The organism is Arthrobacter sp. SLBN-53 (genome assembly GCF_006715585.1).
GTDB lineage: Bacteria > Actinomycetota > Actinomycetes > Mycobacteriales > Mycobacteriaceae > Mycobacterium > Mycobacterium neoaurum_A.
Window position 1 is genome coordinate 4458021 of the sequence record NZ_VFNN01000001.1, and the last position, 20661, is coordinate 4478681.

The following is a 20661-nucleotide window of genomic DNA, read 5'->3' on the forward strand; positions in this document are numbered from 1 at the left end:
GATCCGCGGAGCACTCGGGGGATGTGCTTCGCGGATCGTGGCGGGGGTGTGCAAGGCGACCCGTGTCGGTTTTTTGGATGCGTCCAGGGGAGTGACTGCATGGTCGCGTGGTACCGGGCGCATGCCCGCGCATTCTGGGTCGCGATTGTCGTGATGCTTGTCGTGTTGGTGGCCGTTGCGTCGTGGCTGTGGCATTCGTCGAATTCTGACGGTCTATCACTCGGCGAGTACGGATCCGACAAACAGCAGGAATGGGCAGCGCGTCTGGTTGCCGGGTTGAATACACATGAATCGGAGCAGGTTCCGGTTCTGAGGCTCAACGGTCAGTTGATGTCCGAACAGCTGTCCTCCGTCGAGGCTGTCATGCCTGCTCGTGGATGTAGGTATCAACTTGTAGGGGTTGAAGATCGCGGGGAACAACGGCAGCAAGACGTTCCCGGGCTCTCGACACCCGTGTCGACGTAGCGTTTCGACGCAATGGTCGACGAGCTGTGCGAAGGGCAGGCGCCACGCGCCCGTGAGTTCGGGGTCGTCGCCATTGCTGACATGGGCTACTGGGAGCCGTTCTACTTCGCAGAATGATCGGATCGTGGGAGCGCAGGCGTCAGCCGGTGCAGGCGACGACTCTGCGGGTTCCTGCTGAGAATGTCTTCAGCTGATCTTTCGCAGGTCAGAGGCAAAGTTTGCTGAGGTGGCGAATGTCGATTACCTTCCGTTCAGGCTGACGTCCTAAACTGCTGTCTGACCCTGACAAGTGGCCCGGTATGTGCCGCTCACGCCGCACTCACCCGAGGACACCTTTCATGGCGATCGCCGACGTGCCTGCCTACCTGCATCTGACCAGTGCGGATGTCGAGGAGATCGCCTTCGAACTCGATGTCATCCGCCGCGATATCGAGGATTCGCTCGGGGCAAAGGACGCGGCCTACATCCGGCGCGTCATCCACTTCCAACGGGCACTCGATGTCACCGCGCGGTTAGTGATCGCCTGTAGCAAGTCCAAGACCGGCTGGGTGCTCGGTACCGGCGCGCTCGCGTACGCGAAGTCCATCGAGAACATGGAGCTCGGCCACAACATCTCCCACGGCCAGTGGGACTGGATGAACGACCCCGAGATCCACTCCAACACCTGGGAGTGGGACATGGTCGGGGCGTCGGCGCAGTGGCGCTACTCGCACAACTATCGACACCACGTGTACAGCAATGTGCTCGGGATGGATGAGGACATCGGCTATCGGCTGTTGCGGGTGACCGAGGATCAACCGTGGCGGCTGTGGTACTTGGCGACGCCGTTGCGAAACTTTGTGTTGGCGGCCATGTTCGAGTGGGGCATCGCTCTGCACGGGCTGCATTCGGAGAAGCTGCGCGACGATCCCGCGGTGATGGCGGGGGAGAAGCGCAAGTTCTTCGGCAAGGTCGCCCGGCAGTTGAGCAAGGACTATGTCTTCCTGCCCGCGCTGAGCGGGCGGCGATGGCGTCGGACGTTCGCGGCCAACTTCACCGCGAACACCATTCGCAACCTGTGGGTGTACGTCAACATCATCTGCGGGCATATCCCTGACGGCGCTGAGACATTCGATCCGGCGGTGGTCAAGGACGAGACCCAGGGCGAGTGGTACCTGCGACAGCTACTCGGGACCGCGAACTTCAAAGCTGGCCCGGTCCTGGCGATTTCCGGTGGGCATCTGTGCTACCAGATCGAGCATCATCTGTTCCCGGATCTGCCGAGTGTCCGGCTGCCCGAGGTGAGTGAGCGGGTGCGGCTGCTCTGCGAGAAGTACGACCTGCCGTACAACTCGGCGTCGTTGCCGCGGCAGCTGTTTCGGACTCAGCGGATCATTCACGGGTTGGCGGTGCCGCGGTGGGTGGTAGCGGCGGTGGGACGGTTGAAGCGTTAGTCGTACTCTGCTGCCCAGGTCCTGCTAGCCGACAAGCCGCTTGAGGCAGCGCTCGTCGGTGAGTTCTTCAAGGAGGGCCGGGTGAAGCCAGTAGAACCGAACCCATTCGCGAAGCTGTTTTCCCTCTAGGGTTAACGATGAACCGGGGCGCATCAACGAGTCACGTGTACCCGGGGCAGTCCCGGATTACATCGACCGTCGGCTGCATTTAGGTAGCCCGCCGAGCGGGTCATCCTACGGGCGCCGACAAGTGTTTGCGATTCGTGCTCGTTCGCGACTACCAGTTGATCAGTGGCGTTCTTGGACCCGCGCGCGGGGAAATGTTGTTGTGAGAAGCGAAATCAGTTCTCGGGCCATATCTTCATCAATCTGCATTGATTGGCTGCTCTTTGGCTTTGACTGTCTGTGGTCGGAGCCAAATGTGCTCAGGTGGAGCAGGCGTGTCCCATCAGGTCCATCAATGACGTTGTAGAAGCAATCAACTTCTGATTCGTGCGCACGGATTGCTTGGTTACCTTGAGCGAGCGAACGGACTCGTGCCATTTCCTCACTTTAGCGGTGAGGCGGGTTGAAGGATCTAAGTTAGCTCCTCGATGTCTTTCTGCGTCTCCCCCGGCCCCAACGTGCTCTTAGTGTCGTACTCGGCCGAAGAACCCGCCGATTCGATCGATACCTCGCAGCTTCGAGCGCAGCCGACGCAGCGTCGCTCGCCAGCTCCAATACCTTGCGGTATCGCCCACCAATTCGACTGCAGCACTGGCACCTTCTCGAGACGTTGGTGCCTTGGACTCGGACCACTCGTGCAACTGTGCGCGACGAGCTCTTGCAACAGGTCCGGATTCGCGCGTAAAGCCGGCAGGCTGCGCTCTAGATCGTTCGCCGACCAGTACCACAGTCCGTCGATCGCGCTTCGGTTCTTCCCGACCGCTTCCATGATTTCCTTGGCGCGTTCGAAGACTGCACCGTCTCCAGCGAGCTGACGGACGCGAGTCGGTCCCGGGGGTTGTCGAGGACCTGCTGCAAATGCCACGCGATCTGAGACCACATGTTGCGCTCCTGATACGGACTATTGCGGACGGAGGAATTCTTGCCGTCTCCGCAGGCCAGCTCGCACGGGATTCCGGATCTCCGGTAGCTGCTGCAGACGGTACTGCCGCCGGTCGGTGCGCGCGGCTGTTGTCGTTGGGTCCAGGATTTTGTGTCTTTGCGCCCCCATGTCGTGCGATAGGCTCTAAGTACAGAGTTGGCCAATTGGGAGTTGGCATGGCAAACGAATTACAGGTAGACCCGAACGGGCTGCTTGGTGCAGCAGACTCCAGCGACACCGTAGCGACGTCGTTGGTCGCCTCCGAAACAGCTGCACCTCCAAGCACCCAGCCCAGCGGCGGTGGAGTGGCCGCCGTGAACGCTGCTTTGGCTGCTGTGCAGAACCGCCAGCGAATCCGGATCACTGGCCAAGCACATGACCTGACGGTAAGCAGCGCCAAGTACGAGCGGACGGACACCGAAGGGTCGGACGCTATAGCTGCGGTGTCGGTGTGAGTTCGGCGGCTCCTCCCGCTGCCGTCCCTTCGCGCTCTCAGATCGAACAGTGGAGTACCCAGCACCTCGCGGCCGCTGCTGCGAACTGGAGGGCCGCCGCGGACGCGTCCGATGACGCTTTTGACCAACATCGACAGAACATCGCATCGCCTGGCGGGTCTGTATGGGAAGGTGACGCCAAAGACGCGGCACTTGCCCGGGTGATCGCGGACATTGCCGTGGTTGGAAGCCAGAGCAGCGCTTTGCGCGAGGCAGCAGGACTAGCCGAGAACGGCATCACCGACATCAACGCTGCTAAGCGGGATGTGTTAGCCGCGATCGAAGCCGCAGAAACTGATGGATTCTCGGTCGCAGAAGATCTGTCCGTCACTGACACTCGTACCTACGACGCCGACACCGCGGTGGCCAGACAGGCCGCAGCGGCGGAGCATGCCGAGGACATCCGTTGGACAGCTGAGCGTCTTGCACAGGCAGACGCCCACGTCGGCTCACGCCTGGAAATCAAAGCCATCGATCTGGAGCAGGTCCTGTTCGACGGTGAAGCCGGCGAACGCGGTGATAGCCCGACGACCCGGCCGGTGGACCACAGTACGGACGCAACCGGACCCGTCGCCGACAGTAAGGACTGGCGAGATCTGTTGCTGCCGGCGGAATCCCACAAGGGCACTGCATCCGGCTCTCCATCGGGTGCTGACCCATCCGGAGACGGGGCAAAGTCCCCACTGGACGAAATGCTCGTGCCTGATGGGGTGACCGACCCAGACCAACCCCGTAGCCTCGACCAGGCACTCGACGAAGTCGCAGGTGCGCCCGTGCCTGCCGCTCATGGTCCACGATTGGACCCGGCCAAGGTCGAGGAGTTCAAGTCGACTGCCCGCCGGCTCATGGCGCAGCAGGGCGTGCCCGCCGACCAGATTGAACAGCGCCTAAATGACATGGTGGCAAACGCTCAGCAGCCGATCATGCCCTACACCCCACCCGACGGGCCGGCGCCTCCCAAACCGGGATTCGGAGAGGGTTTCGGCGACGCTTGGCGTAGCGCCGAGGAATCTGCGCACGACCTGACCGGCCAGAACGGATGGGAGTCCTTTAAAGAAGCCTGGAAGGACCTCGGCGGTGGTCTTGCCGGCACTGCCTTGGATCCGTATGGCACTGTAGCGCGATCGGTTGCAGAAGACGTCGAGGCCCTGCGAAACAACCCTGAATACTGGCTCGGTGGAAAGACCTTTGAAATTGGTGCCGCTGCGGCGACGCTGCCGTTCGGCGCAGAAGGGGCCGCGGCATCGCGGCTCAGTGCACTCGACGACGTTGCTCGCAGCGGCATCCCGCACGAAGTAGTCGACGCCCCGAGATCAGCACACAATCCGACGACGCTTCCAGCAATGCAGGAAACAACGCCGCCAATCGATCCTCATACCCCGCCGATCGGAGAGAATCAAGGTCCGCTGCGCGGCACGGACCACCCAGTGGTCCCGACCCCCGACGGGTTCGACTACCAGGACGTGGTAGGGCCACAGCTGCCTGAGTCGATCGGTGAGATCCAGCAGTGGCTGCCAGAGATCAACCATGGGCCTGGTGTGGACCCATTCGATCCGGCGCGTGCGGTGAACTGCGGTCAGTGTGCACTGGCCGTCGACCAGAGGCTGACCGGTGCCGTACCTGATGCGTCGGCGGGACTCGGAACCCTCTCGATACCGGAAATGGAAGCGGCGACAGGATTGCGACAAGTGTCGGCGACGCCAGCCGAGATCGAACAGTATCTGGTAAGCCAGGGGCCGGGCGCTCACACTGTCATCGGCGTGGACAGAGCCAATGGATTCGCCGGCCATTGGTTCAATGCCTACTACGATGGGTCGCGAGTGTATGCCGTCGACGGGCAGACCGGCCAGATTCTGGGATGGCCACCCAATATGGACTTTCCAAATGGACCAGTTACTGCTTGGGATATGGGAGTGCCGAAGTGAACAAAGAGCAAATTGCCGTGGCGGCAGAGTGTTTGAACTTGACCCCTGAGACGGCGGCAAGCCGGGCCTATGACGTCCGCGACGGGATCATTCGGGTTTCGAGCGACATACGCGGTGTCGGAACAGTTCTGGTCGGACCGGATCTATCAGTCCTGTTTTTCGCCTCATACATTAGCCTCGAAGAGGCTCTTGATGTTTGGGACACCGGCCGTCGCACGCCAATGGAATCGTTTGCCGCTCTGCATCAGTCACATGGGCAAGGATCTGGCACCGACGCGGACAAATAGCCGCAGTAGCCGCGTGCGTTCAGGCGGAGGCTGATGAACGAGACCCGGCTGTCACTACGAGACGTCAAGCGAATGCAGCACCACGCATTGGGGCAATCTACTCCCCGTCACTTGTTCATCTCGCGCTAGCTCATTCTTCCGTGAAGCCCCACAGCTTGCCACAGTGAACGCGGGCAATTCCACGTCGATGTTCCCAAGCTTCGCGTCGAGACGGGGGCCTGTTGATGCTGTTGTTTGAAACTTTGCGATGGAAGGCGATCGGTACTGCCTTGTTTGTCTTGACGGAAGGTTGTTTTCTTCGCAGAGTGATGGGACGCCTGCGCCAGCTACCAACGATACGACGGCCACATCCTCAACGACCCAGGGCGCGGGTTCCTTTGCCTTGACTGGCCGAGGCCCAGGTGCCGACCGATGCCGAGCTCACTGATGCGCTCGGCTACACCGTGACCATTGACGGACCGCCAAGCATCCGGCTAGGCCGCAAGTTTCGAAATACTTTCATCGGTAGGGGCGAAGTCGCGGAACGAGACTGCGTAGGTGTCGTTTCTCCGCTGGAGCACGAGGCCCACTCTTCAGTACCGTAACTAACTGCAGTCAGCTTCGCCACGGAGGCCGTAGCCACCTACGCCGCTGCGGCATTTGATTCGGTCGATGGCGCCAAAGTGACGTTGAAGCGATTCGCCGAGACTTGGCGGGCTTGCGATGGGCGCACCGTCATCAAGTCTTTGGCTGGTAAGCCCATGCTGGATCAGATCTCTGATGTTCAGATCACTGACGCCGCGATCTCAGCGGTCGTAACTCTTAACGGACCCGAGGGGGTTCCCGTTGTGGTTGGCCGCGCGATGGGAGTGGCCCACGACTGCATAGTGGACGTCGGGCTCGGGTTTGTCGACCCCGGTGGATCAGATGCACGCGGCGGCAACGGCAATTCTGCCGGTGGAAAACATGCTCAACAGAGTCGCAACCGCGTGACGTTTGCAATCGCTGGTACTACCGGCAGTATCACTTTCCCATAGTACTTCGGGTAGTACTACATCTCAGCAGGTGTTGTTCCCGCCGAATCGCACGGTAGCTGATATGTCACCGCCGCAACGCCGCCCGGGCTAATGCGGCCGCAACGGGGCTGACCCGCCACCGTTCGGAGAAGCGGCGAGGGTATTCGGCGATGTTCACAGCAGTATGATGGCTGGCCGCTCAAACGAACCCTGCTCGGCCGGCATCAGCCGTGATGACAGGTGCCGCTACATCACAGACGTATCCACCTGCGGCGCAACGCCAGCCTGAGTGAGGATCAACATGCCCTTGTACCTTCGTACCAAGCCCATGGACTGCAGCGCCTTACGAAAGCCGAGCAGGGGCCGCAATGGGCCTTGAGGTTGTTCTTGCCGATCCTAGCGGCCGGAACCGACGAAACCGTACATGCCGCCGTCACATCGGCGGGCTTACTGTCGCCTGCAGAGGTCAGCGGGAGGTCACCATCGGCGGCTTGGTCAACGAACTATTGAACCGCCACCAGAATCACTGTGACCATGAATGGTCGTGGCAGCGAACCACCGGCCGGCCCTCACCGCCTTAAATGCTGGAACCGGCACACCGCACCTCATACCATCCACCACGACGAGCCACCCCACCTTCACTTAGGTAACCTCATGATCACAGAATCAGATCAGGGGGATAACGACGTGAGCCTCGTACTGGGTCTTTCGGTCACTTCGAAAGACGTCCACGGCGAGCTGGTCGACGGCGTCACCGGCCAGGGCGAGCACCTGGACCGCCGTGTCCTCGATGTCGACGAGATCGAGGACTACCTGGCCGAACTGCCCGCCGACGCCGACCTGCACGCCGTCGGCCTCACCTGGTCACACGACGCCGAGGACGAGGCCGTCAAGGTCCGCGAGGCGCTCGACACCTACAGCGGGGGAGCGCCGGTCGTCCCGGTCCGCGACGTCGACGCCGCGCAGGCACTGGCGCGCGGGATCGCCGATCTCACCGGCCACGACTTCCTGGTCGTCTGCGTCGTCGAACCCGACAGCTCCGTCGTCGCCACCGTCGACGGATTCGACATGCACGTCGAAAGCGTCGACCACGCCGATGCCGCCACCCTGACCGACCGCGTCCTCGCGGTGGTCCGCGCCGCCAAGCCCAGCCCAGAAGCCGTCTACGTGCTGGGCTCCGCCGACACCGGCGACCTGGTCGCCGCCCTGCGCGCGGACGCCGACCGCCCCGTCATCACCGCCACCGAGGCCGACTTCGCCCTGACCCGCGGTGCAGCGCTGGCCTCCGCACACATCGCCGCCATCCCCGACGAACCCGAACAGGCACCGCGCAACATCACCGTCGCCGCGCTCACGGCCATCCTGATCGCCGCGATCATCGTGTTCGTCGTCTCCGTATCCCTCACCCTCGCTTGGCCTTCCACGTCGGACCCTGCCCCGGAACCCGAGCCGCCACCGCAGTCGTCTCAGACCGTGCAACCTGCCGCGCCGCCGAAGGCGCCCAAGCCGCTGGAGCGCGCGAAACTGCTCAACGTGCCGCCGCCCGTCCAAGCGCCGCCGCCTGCGCCCGTCCCGGCGCCTGCTCCACGGATCCGGGACAACCCGGTGCTCGACCGCGTCCCGTTCATCGACCGCATCCGCTAGCGCGGACGCCTCCGCGCACATGCCGCTACGTTGTAACGCGTGAGTGTCACGCCCACCGATCTGACCGGGACCGAACGTGCCGTGCTGCTCGTCCTGATGGCCCAGGCACGCCCGGTGCCCAACGCCGACCTGCTGGCTTACGGTCCCAAGCTGGACAAACGCAGCCGGGACAAGCTCAACGAGCTGGGCCTCATCGAGTCCGAGCGTAGCGACGGCCGCTACGTCCACGAGCTCACCGACCGCGGCTGGCGGCTTTGCCGCGACATCATCACCGCGGGCGCCCCACCTCGCTCCACCGGGCCCGCCAAGACCCTCTACACCGTGCTGGCCGGGCTCGACCGCTACCTGGACGCCGCCGACCTGAGCCTGGCCGAGCTGTTCTGGCCCAAGCAGGCCCCGAGCGCCGCCGACCGCATCACGCAGGCCTACACCGAGCTGGCCGACAGAACCGGCGCCTGGGTCGCCCTGAGAACCCTGCGCAAACAACTCACCGACGTTGCCGACCTGGACGACACCCTGAGCGAGCTGTACCGCACCGGCGCCATCAGCCTGATCCCGGAAGAAAACCAGAAGGTCCTCACCGACGAGGACCGTGCCGCCGCCATCACCATCGGTGGACAGGCCAAACACCTGATCGCAATTGAGGTTTGATGCAGGACGCACACCGCGAAGCACTCGCCGCCCTCCGGCTCACCTGGGCGCCCACCAGCGATGACCTGTGGCGCCCGCAGGCACCCACCCACGTCAGCGGACTCAACGAACGCGCCGTCGACGATGTCATGGGGGCCTTCGCCGACGCCCAGCGCGACCCCGAATCCGCGCCGCTCGGTGTCACCATCCGCGGCCAGGCCGGCTCCGGCAAAACCCACCTGCTCGGCCAGATCCGCGAACGCGTCCAGGCCGGTGGCGGTTACTTCTTCGTCGTCGAACTGCTCGACGCCGCCAGCTTCTGGGAATCGGTGCGCGCCGGGGTGCTGGAAAGTTTCGGTCGCCGGGGCGCTAATCGCGAGACCCAGCTCAAAGACCTGCTGTGGGAACTGTCCTCCATCGCGCACGTCTCGCGCGCCGACCGGCGCGCCATCATCGGCGACGAGGACCTGGACCGCGAAACCCTGGACGCCTTCGTCAACGATCTGGCCAAGGCCCGCCGCGACGTCCGCGACTGCCACCAGACCCTGCGCGCACTGGTTCTGTTGTCCGCCAACGATCTTGTCGCCCGCGATATCGGCGACTCCTACCTGCAGGGCAGCGATGAGGTCGGCTCCGACGACCGGTTGCACTGGCGACTGCGCGGCACCGCGCCCTCGGCCCAGCACTGCGTGCGCGATATCGCCCGGCTGACCGCCCTGGCCGGACCGTCGGTGCTGGCGCTGGACCAGATCGACACCCTGCTCGCACAGTCCTCCACGCGCACCGATGAGGCCAGGGGAGCGGGCGACGGTGTGCTGGAACAGGTTGCGCACGGCCTGATGTCGGTGCGCCAGACCATGCGGCGCACCGTGCCCGTGGTGGCCTGCCTGCCCTCGGCGTGGGAGAGCATCCGTGACCGCGCGACCGCCAGCGTGTCCGACCGGTTCCGCGTCACCGCACCGCTGTCCCCGCTGCCGAGCGCCGATATCGGCCGCGCCATCCTGGAACGGCGCTTCGAGGCCGCCTACCTGACCGTCGGCTTCACCCCGCCCTACCCGAGCTGGCCCATCAAACCCTCGGCCTTCGACGACGCCGCCGGCTACACGCCGCGCCAGCTGCTGATCCGCGCCGACGCGCACGTGCGGGACTGCCTGCGCCGCAAAGAAGTCATCGAGCTGGCCCACCTGTCCGACGAGCTGGCCCCAGAAGAGCAGCCCGCCAACGACACTGCCGACACCTCGCCCATCGACCGGCTGTTCGCCCAATACCGGTCCCGGGCCGTCCCGGCTGCCGCGCTCGACGCCGACGGGGAGGACACCGCCGTGCCGGCGCTGCTCGGTGCGGCGCTGACCGCGTGGATCGTCGAACACGGCGACGACCGGGCCTATGTCTGCGACCCGCCGCCCGGTTCGCACGTCGTGCTGCACGCGCGGCTGCGCCAGACCCTGGACGCGGCCACCGATGACGAACGGCACTGGGCTTTCCGCGCGATCGGCGCCACCAACGCCGTCGCCGCCCAGAACCGCATCAAGAAGACGCTCAGCGCAACGGGTTTGAACGCACACACCGACCGGCGCAACCTGTTCTTCCTGCGCAACACGCCGTGGCCGTCCGGGCCGAAGACCGAGGCCCTGATCAAGGACTTCGAAAAGCAGGGCGGCCGCACCCTGACGCTGTCCGACGACGATATCCGCACCATGACCGCGCTACGCGACCTCATCGATGACGACGTCGCCGGTCTGACCACCTGGCTACGCGCCCGCCGTCCCGCACACGGCATCACCGTGCTGCGCGAGGCGCTCGGTTTCGACGGCGACGCCCCTGCCCCTGTCGCCGTCATCGAAGAACCGGCCGAAACCACCGACGAGGGGCCGGAATTCGTCGCCGCCGAGTCGAAGATGCCGCTGGGTATCGACGTGCGCACCGATACCACCGTCGTCATCGACCTGGCCGCACTGCGCAAACACGTCGCCATCTTCGCCGGCTCCGGATCGGGCAAGACCGTGCTGATCCGGCGCCTCGTCGAAGAGGCCGCGCTGCGCGGGGTGTCCTCGATCGTGTTGGACCCCAACAACGATCTGTCGCGCCTGGGCACGGCCTGGCCGCAGACACCGAGCGGCTGGCAGCGTGCCGACGACGCCCGCGCCACGGACTACCTGGCCAACACCGAGGTCGTCATCTGGACCCCGCGCCGCAGCAGCGGCCGTCCGCTGGCCTTCCAGCCGCTACCCGATTTCGCCAGCGTGCTCGACGACCACGACGAATTCACCGAGGCCGTCGAATCCGCTGTTGCCGCGTTGGAACCGCGCGCCCAGATCAGCGGACAGACCGCCAAGGCCGCCCGCTCACGCGCCGTGCTGCGAGAAGCGTTGCAGCACTATGGCCGTCAACCCGACCCGACGCTGCCCGGATTCATCGGCATGCTGGCCGACCTGCCCGAGGATGTCAGCGAACTCGCCGACGCCCCCAAGATGGCCGCCGAGATGGCGCAGAACCTGCGCGCCGCCACCGTCAACGACCCGCTGTTCGGCGGCGCCGGAACGGCTTTGGACCCCGGTGAGCTGCTGACCCCCACCGAGGGTAAACGGGCCAGGGTCTCGGTGATCAGCATGATCGGCCTGCCCAGCGATGAACAGCGCCAGAGCTTCGTCAGTCAGCTGCAGATGGCGTTGTTCGCCTGGATCAAGCGCAACCCGGCCGCCGACAAGCCGCTGAGCGGCCTGCTGGTGATGGACGAGGCACAGACCCTGGCGCCGGCCCGCGGTCTGACCGCCAGCACCCGCAGCACGTTGGCACTTGCGTCACAGGCCCGCAAGTACGGACTCGGGCTGATCTTCGCCACCCAGGCGCCCAAGGGCCTGCACAACCACATCCCCGGCAACGCGGCCACCCAGTTCTACGGCCTGCTCAACTCGCCGGTGCAGATCGCCACCGCCGAGGAGATGGCTCGCGCCAAGGGCGGTTTGATCACCGATATCAGCCGACTGCGGGCGGGCAACTTCTACGTCGCCACCGAGGGCAAGTCCTTTCACCGCGTCACCGCGCCCTGGTGCCTGTCCTACCACCCGGCCAGCCCACCATCGGCCGACGAGGTGCTGGCCCTGTCACAGGCATAGTCACGGGCATAGTGGTCCCATGCCGACCATCACCGCCGTGCACGGAGATATCACCCAGCAGAGCGTGGACGCCATCGTCAACGCCGCCAACAACGCCATGCGCGGCGGCGGGGGTGTCGACGGTGCCATCCACCGGGCCGGCGGCCCCGAGGTACTCCAGGACTGCATCAATCGTTTTCCGGATGGTCTGGCCACCGGTGACGCCGGTTGGACCACCGCGGGCCGGTTGCCGGCCCGCTGGGTGATCCACACCGTCGGACCCAACCACACCGCAGGTCAGCGCGACCGTTCACTACTGGTGTCCTGTTACGCGCGCTCCCTGCAGGTCGCCGACGAACTCGACGCCCGCACAATCGCTTTCCCGCTGATCAGCGCCGGAATCTCCGGCTGGCCCAAGGGGGATGCCATCAAGGCGGCCATCGAAACCATCGCCGGCGCCGAGACGAATGTCACCGAAGCGCGCATCGTCGCCTTTGACGAGCGGACATTCGACGCCGTGACCGCAGAACTTGATTGACCCCCAGCCCCTCTGGGTACGGTCGAAACCATGGATGTGGTCAACCTTGCCTTCGAATGGACGGATACCAACAAGCACTGGCTGATCGAAGTTCCCATCCGCGTCGTGGTGTACATGCTGGTCGCGTTGATCGCACGTTTTGTGTTGCATCGCATGATCGACCGCGCCACCACCGGCCGTAACCCCAAGATCATCGACGATGCCGAACCCAAGCGGGCCGGACGCCTGCGCGGTCTGCGTGAGCGCGGCAACACGGCCAGCGCCGTCAAGGCCGCCGCCCGCCGTCAGCAGCGCGCCCAGACCATCGGTTCGGTGTTGAAGTCGACGGTGTCGATCGTGCTGCTCGTCTGGGTGGTACTCAGCGTGCTCAACGTATTCGGGGTCAACATCGCACCGTTCATCGCCTCGGCCGGTGTGGTCGGCCTGGCCATCGGTTTCGGCGCGCAGAACCTGGTTCGCGATTTCGTGACCGGGGTCTTCATGCTCCTGGAAGACCAGTACGGCGTCGGAGACACCGTCGACCTGGGTGAGGCCAGCGGCGAGGTCGAAAGCGTGGGCCTGCGCATCACCACCGTCCGCGATATCGACGGCACCCTCTGGTACGTGCGCAACGGCGAGATTGCCCGGGTGGGGAACATGAGTCAGGATTACGCCGTCGCACGCATCGAGGTGCCGGTGGCGCTCAACGCCGACCTGCAGCTCGCCGAGCGGGTGGCACTCGATGCCGCCCGCGAGGCCGTCAAGGACGACGCCATCGCGGCGAAGGTGCTCGGCGAACCGGAAATGCTGGGCGTGCAGACGATGTCATCGGACCAGGTGACCCTGCGACTCACCATCAAGACGAAGCCCAACGCGCAGTGGTCTGTTCAGCGCCGGCTTCGCCGTGAGATCCTGCGCGCCTACGACGAGAACGGGATCGACCTGCCCTACCCGCATCTGCGGACGCCGGTTTCGGTCAACGGCGAGGCCGAATAGTCAAGCGCACCCGGCGGCGTCGACGGGCCGAAACTCACCCGTCGGCCGCGGCCACCAGCGAGCGCAGCGTGATCGTCGGGTTGTCCCGCAGAAAGCCCTCGAGGCGCCACGGTGTGGAGAACAGGACCAGCATGACGCCGTCGGAACGGGTCAGCACCTCGGCGGAGACCTGCTTGTTCATGAACTCGGCATCCTCGGGATCCACGATGCGTGCCACCTGGTAGGGCAGCGACTCCAAGGTGATGGCGGCGCCGATCTCGGTTTCCATGCGGTGCGCGGCCACCTCGAACTGCATGGGGCCGACGGCGGCGAACACCGGCGCCTGCTCACCGCGGCGGTCCGAGCGCAGCACCTGCACCACGCCCTCTTGATCGAGCTGCTCGATACCCTTGCGGAACTGCTTGTGCTTGCTGGGATCCTTGCCGCGCACCACCGAGAAGTACTCGGGGGAGAAGCTCGGGATCGGCGGGAAGGCCACCGGCAGATCGCGATACAGCGTGTCGCCCGGCCGGAGTGCCGCCGCATTGGCCAGCCCGATCACATCGCCGGGCCAGGCGTCATCCAGCGTGGAACGCTCCCGGCCGAACACCGACTGCGCGTACTTGGTGACGAACGGTTTGCCGGTACCGGCGTGGGTCAGCACATCACCGCGCTCGAAGGTGCCCGAGCACACCCGGGCGTAGGCGATGCGGTCACGGTGGGAGGAATCCATCCCGGCCTGCACCTTGAACACGAACGCGCTGAACGGTGCGTCCACCGGCCGCGGGTTCCCCTCGACATCGACGATCGGGCCCGGCGGTGGCGCGAGGTCGACCAGCACGTCCAGCAGCTGGTTGACACCGAAGTTCAGCGCGGCCGAGGTGAACAGCACCGGGGAGGACTCGCCGGACAGGAACGTGTCACGGTCGTAATCCGAGCCGTCCATCGACAGCAGCTCGGATTCCTCGACCGCGGTGTCCCAGTCGCCCTCGGCCGCGGCATACGCCTGATCGGCAGGGATGTGCTCCTCCGGTGCGGCGGTCGCGCCACCGGCGGTACGGGTGAAGCGGATGTAGTGGCCCTTGCGGCGGTCCATCACACCCTTGAAGTCACCGGCGATACCCACCGGCCAGGTCAGTGGGGTGGTGCGCAGCCCGATGCGTTCGTGGATCTCGTCCATCAGCTCCAGCGCGTGCCGGCCCGGGCGGTCCCACTTGTTGATCACCGTGATGATCGGGATACCGCGGTGCTTACACACCTGGAATAGTTTCAGGGTCTGCGGCTCAAGGCCTTTAGCGGCGTCGATCAGCATGACCGCGGCGTCGACGGCGGTGAGCACCCGGTAGGTGTCCTCGGAGAAATCGGCGTGCCCGGGGGTGTCGAGCAGGTTGATGACGCAGTCGCGGTAGGGGAACTGCAGCGCGGTCGAGGTGATCGAGATACCGCGGGCCTTCTCCATCTCCATCCAGTCGGAGACGGTGGACTTGCGACCGGCCTTGCCGTGGATGGCGCCCGCCTCGTTGATCACCCTGGCGTGCAGGGCCAGCGCCTCGGTCAGCGTCGACTTACCGGCGTCGGGGTGGCTGATCACCGCGAAGGTGCGCCGACGGGCGGCCTCCTGGCTGATCCGGGCGGCGGATTTGGTGTCGGCGGTGGTCACGGCGTTCTCGGTCATCTCGGTCTCGATGATATTTGCCCAGGTCGATAAACCGATAATCGTAAGCATGCACATCTGCGTGTTCCTGTCGGCTGCCGACCTCGACGCCCGCTACACCACCCCGGCCCGCGAGTTCGCCACCGCGCTCGGGACGGCCGGGCACACCCTGGTGTGGGGTGGTTCGAACACCGGGCTGATGAAGGTGATCGCCGACGGCGTCCAGCAGGCAGGCGGCCGGCTGTGTGGCATCTCGGTGGAGTTCCTGCGGGCCAAGGCCCGCGCCGACGCCGATGAGATGGTGTTCGCCCGCGACCTCGCCGACCGCAAGGCCCAGCTGCTGGCCCGCGCCGACGCCCTGGTGATCCTGGCCGGCGGTCTGGGCACGCTCGACGAGGCCACCGAGATCCTGGAACTGCGCAAGCACGGGCACCACACCAAACCGGTGGTGTTGCTGAACACCGCCGGGTTCTACGACGGGCTGGTGATGCAGCTGCGCCGGATGGAGAGCGACGGCTTCCTGCCGCTGCCGCTCGACGAGTTGGTCTACGTCACCGCCGACGGCGCCGACGTCCTCGACTACTTGAGACGGTGTGAATTAGATCAAGATCGCCCCGCGGGCTCGCCGCCTTTGTCACCATGACCCGGTGAAGAAAAGGGTCGCGGCGGTCGTCGCGGGAGTGCTGGTGGTCTTGCTTGTCGCGGTGGTCGCAGCCACGCCGTGGGCCTACAAGAACTACGTCCAGGGCCCGCCCGAGCCGGAGTTGGCCTTCGCCGCTGCGGCCCAGCCCGGTGGCGGCGCGCTGGACGGCACATGGACCGTGCAGCCCGGATCCCAGGTCGGCTACCGGGTGCAGCAGCAATTGCTCTGGGAGACAATTGATGTCGCCGGACGTGGCGACACAGTCACCGGTAGCGCCGAGATCGAGGACTCGCACGTGCGATCGTTGAAGTTCACCGTCGACGTGGCAGGCCTGGAAACGGGAAGCTCGGGGCGCGATGAGAAGTTCCGCAGTGCCGACGCGCTGGAGACCGACACATTCCCGACCGCCGAGCTGGTAGGCAACGTCCCCACCGATGTGTCCGCGATACCGGCCGATGGCAGCTCGACCCGAGTGGAGGTTCCGGTTCAGCTGACCATCAAGGGGGTCACCCGCCCGGAGACCGCGCAGGTCGATGTGCGGCGCAACGGCGACCGGGTGGAGGCGGTGGGCACGGTCCCGGTGCGGCTGCCCGACTTCAACGTCACGCCGCCGAAACCGTTCGCCTCGCTGCTGGAGGTGCAGCCGGCGGCCGTCATCGAGTTCCTGGTGTACCTGGCCAAAGCGTAGGTGTACCGACCACGTAGGTCAGCCGAGCAGCCGCGCCCACCAGCGTTTCGGCTCCTGCGTGCCGCGCCGCCGGACATAGGGCCACGGATTGTTGCGTTCGGGCACCGCTTCGGCGCGCACCTGCTTGAGCCGGGTGCGCAGTGCCGCGCGCACCCCGTCGAGCGACGGGTCGTCCCAGCGATTGACGGCCTCACCCGGGTCGCCGGTCAGGTCGTAGAGCTCCCACTGATCGTCGAGGACGTCACTGCGGTAGCGCTGTGCTCCCCGTCCGGTGTACGCGAGCTGACGGACACCGGGCTCGGTCCAGGTTCCCGGGTCGTCGAAGGTGCGCACCAGCTTCCACAACCGGCCGTCGACCCGGGCCACCAGGCCTTCGAAGTTGCCTGCCACGTCGACGGGCACCCGGATGCGCAGCGGTGCAGGCGGATTGACATCGCGACCCAACTGGCGGGCAAGGCCCGACGCGCCCGAATCACCTTCCAGCACATTGTCGCGGGTCAGCAGGTACACCGCGCGGTCCTCGTCGGCGGGCGCCCCGTCCACGACCGGCATCAGATCCCGGCCGGGCAGCGGATGCACCTCGCTGAAGGTCCGGGCGAGCTCGGCGGCCACCGATGCGACGTCCACCCCGGCGGCGCCGAGCAGCGTGGGCACCAGATCCACGTGTGAGGTGGGCGCCGCGACGGTGCGCGCCGCGGTGGCACCGGCACCGGTGCGGGCGATCACGAACGGCACCCGGGTCGCCTCGTCGTAGAGGTTGAACCACTTCTGATGCAATCCGCCATGCGCGCCCAGCAACTCGCCATGATCGGAGGTGCGCACCAGCACGGCCTCGGCCGAGCCCTCGGTGACGGCTCGGCGAACCCGGTCCAGCGGACCGTCCACCTCGGCGTGCAGCCGGTAGTACAGGTCGCGGTACTGCTGGGCCTTGGTGCGGTAGGTGCGCCGGACGGCACGTGACGGTCCGTACCCGGAGAAGTAGGCGTCGCGGAACGCGGCCTGGGCGGCGGGTTTGGCCGACAGGTCCTCCGAAGCGGTGGGGGCCGCCGGTACATGCGGCGGGTCCGTCTGCGACGCGGCCAGCGGGTTGCGCCGTGACCAGGCCGGAAACAGCACGATGTCATGCGGATTGACGAAGCTGGCCACCAACAGGAAGGGTGTCAACGCCGCGGGATCACCGGCCCGCCGACGGGCGTAGCGATCTTCGAGCCACGCGACGATCCGGTCGGCGACCAGCGGATCGCGCCGAAAACCGCTGTTGGCCATGGCCGCTCCGTGCGGTTCGGGACCCACCCAGCCCGAGAAACCGTACGGGTTCAGCGGGTCGGCGTCCAGGTAGGCCCGCACCGCGGTCTCGTCGACCGCACCGTCGTCATCGTTGGTCGCCAGGATCCTCCCGGTGGCCGGGTCGGTCAGATCGGCATGGGAGATATGCCATTTGCCGACGTAGTGGGTGTCATAGCCGGCCGCCCGAAACCAGTTGCCCAGCGTCGGGACCTCGCCACGGCGCAGCCAGCGCAACCGTGAGTCGTCGTAACGCTTGCCCAACCCGTCGGTCTGGGTGACACCGTGCAGGTCGGGGTAGTGCCCGGTGAACAGCGTCGGACGACTCGGCACGCAGGCCAGCGAACCGGTGTAGTGCCTGGTGAAGCTGACGCCGTTCTCGTCGAACCAGCGCCGACCGGTCAGCACCCGCTGCCGCCAGTCCCGGACGTCGTCCGCCTCATACGGCGGGATCGCGCGTTCCTCGTCGGTCATCAGGATGACGATGTCGGGCCGGTTCATGACGATATCCAACACCCGAATTCTTGGGATCGGTAGCGAAAACGCATCGATGTACTTGTGCCACGACGACGCCGGACGAGGCGGCGCCCCACGAAAGGACGAACCGATGAACGTGATCCCCGCCCAGCTCCAGGACCTCACCAAGCGCGTCGAGCGCACCCCCGCCCTGGTCATTGCCGTCTTTTCCGGCCTGAGCGTGCTGTGGTCGGTGTACCGGTTGCTGTGGCTGGTGTACGCCGGGTTCGCGCTGTCCAGCTTCGGGCTGTCCCCGATCTCACTGATCATCTCGGCCGTGGTGTGGATCGCGGTGGGGGTGGCCTCGGCGCTGGTGGCCTTCGCCTTCTGGACCAGGTACACCACCGCAGAGCAGAACCCGGCCGAGTAGGCCGTCGGCCAACGCCGGCGGGGAACCCAGGTTTCCCGCTGGCGGTGTTTTGGCAGAGTGTCCTGGCAGAATCGTCAGATGCCGCCAGGACAGCTGCCGCCCGACCAGCCGCGCGACCCGGTGACGCGGCGTATCCCCAGGCCGGTGCGCCCGGGTGACCCGCACAGCCCCACTCAGCGCATCCCCAGGCCGGAGCCGCCCACGCAGCGGATACCGAGGCCCGAGCCGCCCACGCAGCAGCACCGGATACCCGAACCCGCGACACGCAAGATCCCAGTCCCGCCACCGCCGCCGATCCCGCCACCACCCATCCAGAAGCTGCCGCCGGGACCGCAGCCACCCGAGCCGAAGCCGGCCCGTAACCGTCAGACCATCGTGCTCACCGCGGTGATCGTGATCGCCGCCTTGGTGGCCGTCCTGGCCGGTGCGGAGCTCTTCGCCAGGTACCGCGCGGGCACCGTGCTGTCCGGTATCACCGACTGCCTGGTCGAGGACACCGCCGACGTCTCCTACTCGGTGACACCGCCCTTCCTGTGGCAGTACCTGACCGATCACTACACCGACATCTCGGTGGTCACCACCGGTGACCGCGTCCAGGCCGCCAAGGGCATGACCGCCGACGTGACGCTCAGCGATATCGAGCTTGCGGATTCGGCCAACTCCAAGGGCACCATCGGCAAGGTGACTGCTCAGCTCTCCTGGACCGCCGAGGGCATCAAGCAGACCGTGCAGGAGAGCCTGCCGGTGGTCGGCAATCTGGTGACCGCGGTGCGGACCGACGCCAACGCGGGCACCCTGATCATGGAGGCCGCCGGGGGAACGACGATCACCGCCAAACCCGAAGTGCGCGAAGGTAATCTGGAACTCACCGTGCAGGATGTCGCCGGCGCGTTCGACAAGGCCACGGTGCAGACCGCGCTGAGCGAGCTGACCACCAAGCTCAACGAGAACTATCCGCTGGGTATCAAGGCCGATTCGGTGAAGGTCACCAAGACCGGTGTCGACGGCACCTTCTCCAGTACCGACGCGACCATCCCGTCTGGCGAAAGCGACGCCTGCTTCGCCGACCTCTGACCTCAGCGCCAGACCGGCAGGTGCCGTCTCCTGGCCCGCATCGCCCGGCGGACCCGGGAGCTCACCGAGGTGTGGTTCTCGCCGGGTGCGATCGTCAGGTAGATCCAGCCCAGGCTCTGCAGGAAGTCGGACCTGTCGCGGGGGTCGGCTCGTTCGCAGTCGATGCCGATCCGCAGTGTGCGCCATCCCAGGTCCAGCACGGCATCATCGCAACCATCGGTGACGTGAATCCTGCTGTGCGGCGGCCGAAGCCCCACATCCGAGAGCATCAGCCGGACCCGTGTCTCTTCCGGTGTCAGGGCGCCGGGATCGATCTCGGCGGCGGTCAAAAGTGCGGTTCTGATACCGCGCGCGCCTCGGTAGCGGTCCGCCAGCTGTGAGATGTCCTCCGAGCTGGTGTCGGATGCCGCGCAGAACCGATCCAACAGCATGACCGCGGCATCCCGGGGATGGTGGCGTGCCACATCCAGCGCCGTGCGCGCCGGATTGGTGCACGGGAGTCCGTTCCAGATCCCGATCTCGTCGATCGCGATGCGCTCATTGCGGATGATCAGCCCGTCGGGATGCTCGGTGCGACGGGCGATGAGGTCGATGGGGTCGGTCGTGACCGCCCACGGCGTGCTGTACATGACGGCGGCGGTGCGGCCGGCGATGATGCCGGTTCGGCCGCTCCACAACCAGGCCGCCCGTGCGCGGACCTCCAGCGTCAGCTCGGTGCCTTTGGCGACATAGATGTTGGGCAGGATTGCGGTGTAGCGGGCCCGCAGGACGCCGCGCGTCATCACCCCACCGGCCAACGCCTCGCTGCCAACAAACGGTTCCATGACGGGATGGTGCGCGCCGCCACCGACAAGCCGACGCACTCGCGCTTCACGGTGTGGATAA

General features: G+C 65.8%; 15 protein-coding genes and 1 pseudogene. 13 read left to right on the top strand and 3 right to left on the bottom strand.

Going from position 1 to position 20661, the window contains the following annotated elements; genetic code table 11:
• Positions 1-99: 99 nt before the first annotated feature.
• The 9 genes and pseudogenes from FBY28_RS21415 (at position 100) to FBY28_RS21460 (ending at position 13568) form a co-directional block, all read left to right on the top strand.
• Positions 100-465, top strand: a complete 366-nt coding sequence (locus FBY28_RS21415) for a hypothetical protein (RefSeq protein WP_141869273.1) — start codon at positions 100-102, stop codon at positions 463-465.
• 338 nt (positions 466-803) lie between these two features.
• Positions 804-1898 carry a fatty acid desaturase family protein gene (locus FBY28_RS21420; RefSeq protein ID WP_141869274.1) on the top strand — a complete coding sequence of 365 codons (1095 nt, stop codon included), beginning with the start codon at positions 804-806 and terminating at the stop codon, positions 1896-1898.
• A gap of 1538 nt (positions 1899-3436) precedes the next feature.
• Complete coding sequence (locus FBY28_RS21430; RefSeq protein ID WP_141869276.1) at positions 3437-5404, top strand: toxin glutamine deamidase domain-containing protein; 1968 nt, start codon at positions 3437-3439, stop codon at positions 5402-5404.
• Between the two features lie 916 nt (positions 5405-6320).
• Positions 6321-6707: pseudogene (locus tag FBY28_RS26450) on the top strand (sensor domain-containing protein); the annotation flags it as partial.
• A gap of 666 nt (positions 6708-7373) precedes the next feature.
• Positions 7374-8330: a DUF7159 family protein gene (locus FBY28_RS21440; protein ID WP_141869278.1), complete on the top strand. Its 957-nt coding sequence runs from the start codon at positions 7374-7376 to the stop codon at positions 8328-8330.
• A gap of 39 nt (positions 8331-8369) precedes the next feature.
• Entirely contained in the window at positions 8370-8981 is a 612-nt protein-coding gene (locus tag FBY28_RS21445; RefSeq protein ID WP_141869279.1) for a hypothetical protein, read from the top strand.
• Complete coding sequence (locus tag FBY28_RS21450) at positions 8981-12076, top strand: helicase HerA domain-containing protein (protein ID WP_141869280.1); 3096 nt, start codon at positions 8981-8983, stop codon at positions 12074-12076. Before FBY28_RS21445 ends, FBY28_RS21450 begins: the two co-directional genes overlap by 1 nt.
• Before the next feature lie 19 nt (positions 12077-12095).
• Positions 12096-12593, top strand: a complete 498-nt coding sequence (locus FBY28_RS21455; protein ID WP_141869281.1) for an O-acetyl-ADP-ribose deacetylase — start codon at positions 12096-12098, stop codon at positions 12591-12593.
• A gap of 30 nt (positions 12594-12623) precedes the next feature.
• The gene (locus FBY28_RS21460) at positions 12624-13568 is read left to right on the top strand and encodes a mechanosensitive ion channel family protein (RefSeq protein WP_141869282.1); all 945 of its coding nucleotides are present in this window, start codon (positions 12624-12626) and stop codon (positions 13566-13568) included.
• Between the two features lie 34 nt (positions 13569-13602).
• Here the strand turns inward: FBY28_RS21460 and FBY28_RS21465 are convergent, their stop codons facing one another.
• On the bottom strand, positions 13603-15222 hold the full coding sequence (locus FBY28_RS21465) for a peptide chain release factor 3 (protein WP_023985517.1): 1620 nt from the start codon (positions 15220-15222) through the stop codon (positions 13603-13605).
• A 49-nt stretch (positions 15223-15271) separates the two neighbouring features.
• On the opposite strand from FBY28_RS21465, the gene FBY28_RS21470 reads away from it, so the two are divergent.
• Both FBY28_RS21470 and FBY28_RS21475 read left to right on the top strand, forming a co-directional pair.
• Positions 15272-15844, top strand: coding sequence for an LOG family protein (locus tag FBY28_RS21470; protein WP_141869283.1), 573 nt, complete (start codon positions 15272-15274; stop codon positions 15842-15844).
• Positions 15845-15848: 4 nt separating this feature from the next.
• On the top strand, positions 15849-16532 hold the full coding sequence (locus FBY28_RS21475) for a YceI family protein (protein WP_160145518.1): 684 nt from the start codon (positions 15849-15851) through the stop codon (positions 16530-16532).
• A gap of 18 nt (positions 16533-16550) precedes the next feature.
• Here FBY28_RS21475 and FBY28_RS21480 read toward each other — a convergent pair whose 3' ends face one another.
• Positions 16551-18317, bottom strand: a complete 1767-nt coding sequence (locus FBY28_RS21480; RefSeq protein ID WP_141869285.1) for a sulfatase-like hydrolase/transferase — start codon at positions 18315-18317, stop codon at positions 16551-16553.
• Between the two features lie 106 nt (positions 18318-18423).
• On the opposite strand from FBY28_RS21480, the gene FBY28_RS21485 reads away from it, so the two are divergent.
• Together FBY28_RS21485 and FBY28_RS21490 are read left to right on the top strand one after the other, a co-directional pair.
• The gene (locus tag FBY28_RS21485) at positions 18424-18702 is read left to right on the top strand and encodes a hypothetical protein (RefSeq protein WP_141869286.1); all 279 of its coding nucleotides are present in this window, start codon (positions 18424-18426) and stop codon (positions 18700-18702) included.
• A 78-nt stretch (positions 18703-18780) separates the two neighbouring features.
• Entirely contained in the window at positions 18781-19776 is a 996-nt protein-coding gene (locus FBY28_RS21490) for an LmeA family phospholipid-binding protein (RefSeq protein WP_141869287.1), read from the top strand.
• Positions 19777-19778: 2 nt separating this feature from the next.
• On the opposite strand, the gene FBY28_RS21495 is transcribed toward FBY28_RS21490, so the two are convergent.
• On the bottom strand, positions 19779-20600 hold the full coding sequence (locus tag FBY28_RS21495; protein WP_141869288.1) for a hypothetical protein: 822 nt from the start codon (positions 20598-20600) through the stop codon (positions 19779-19781).
• Between the last annotated feature and the right edge of the window lie 61 nt (positions 20601-20661).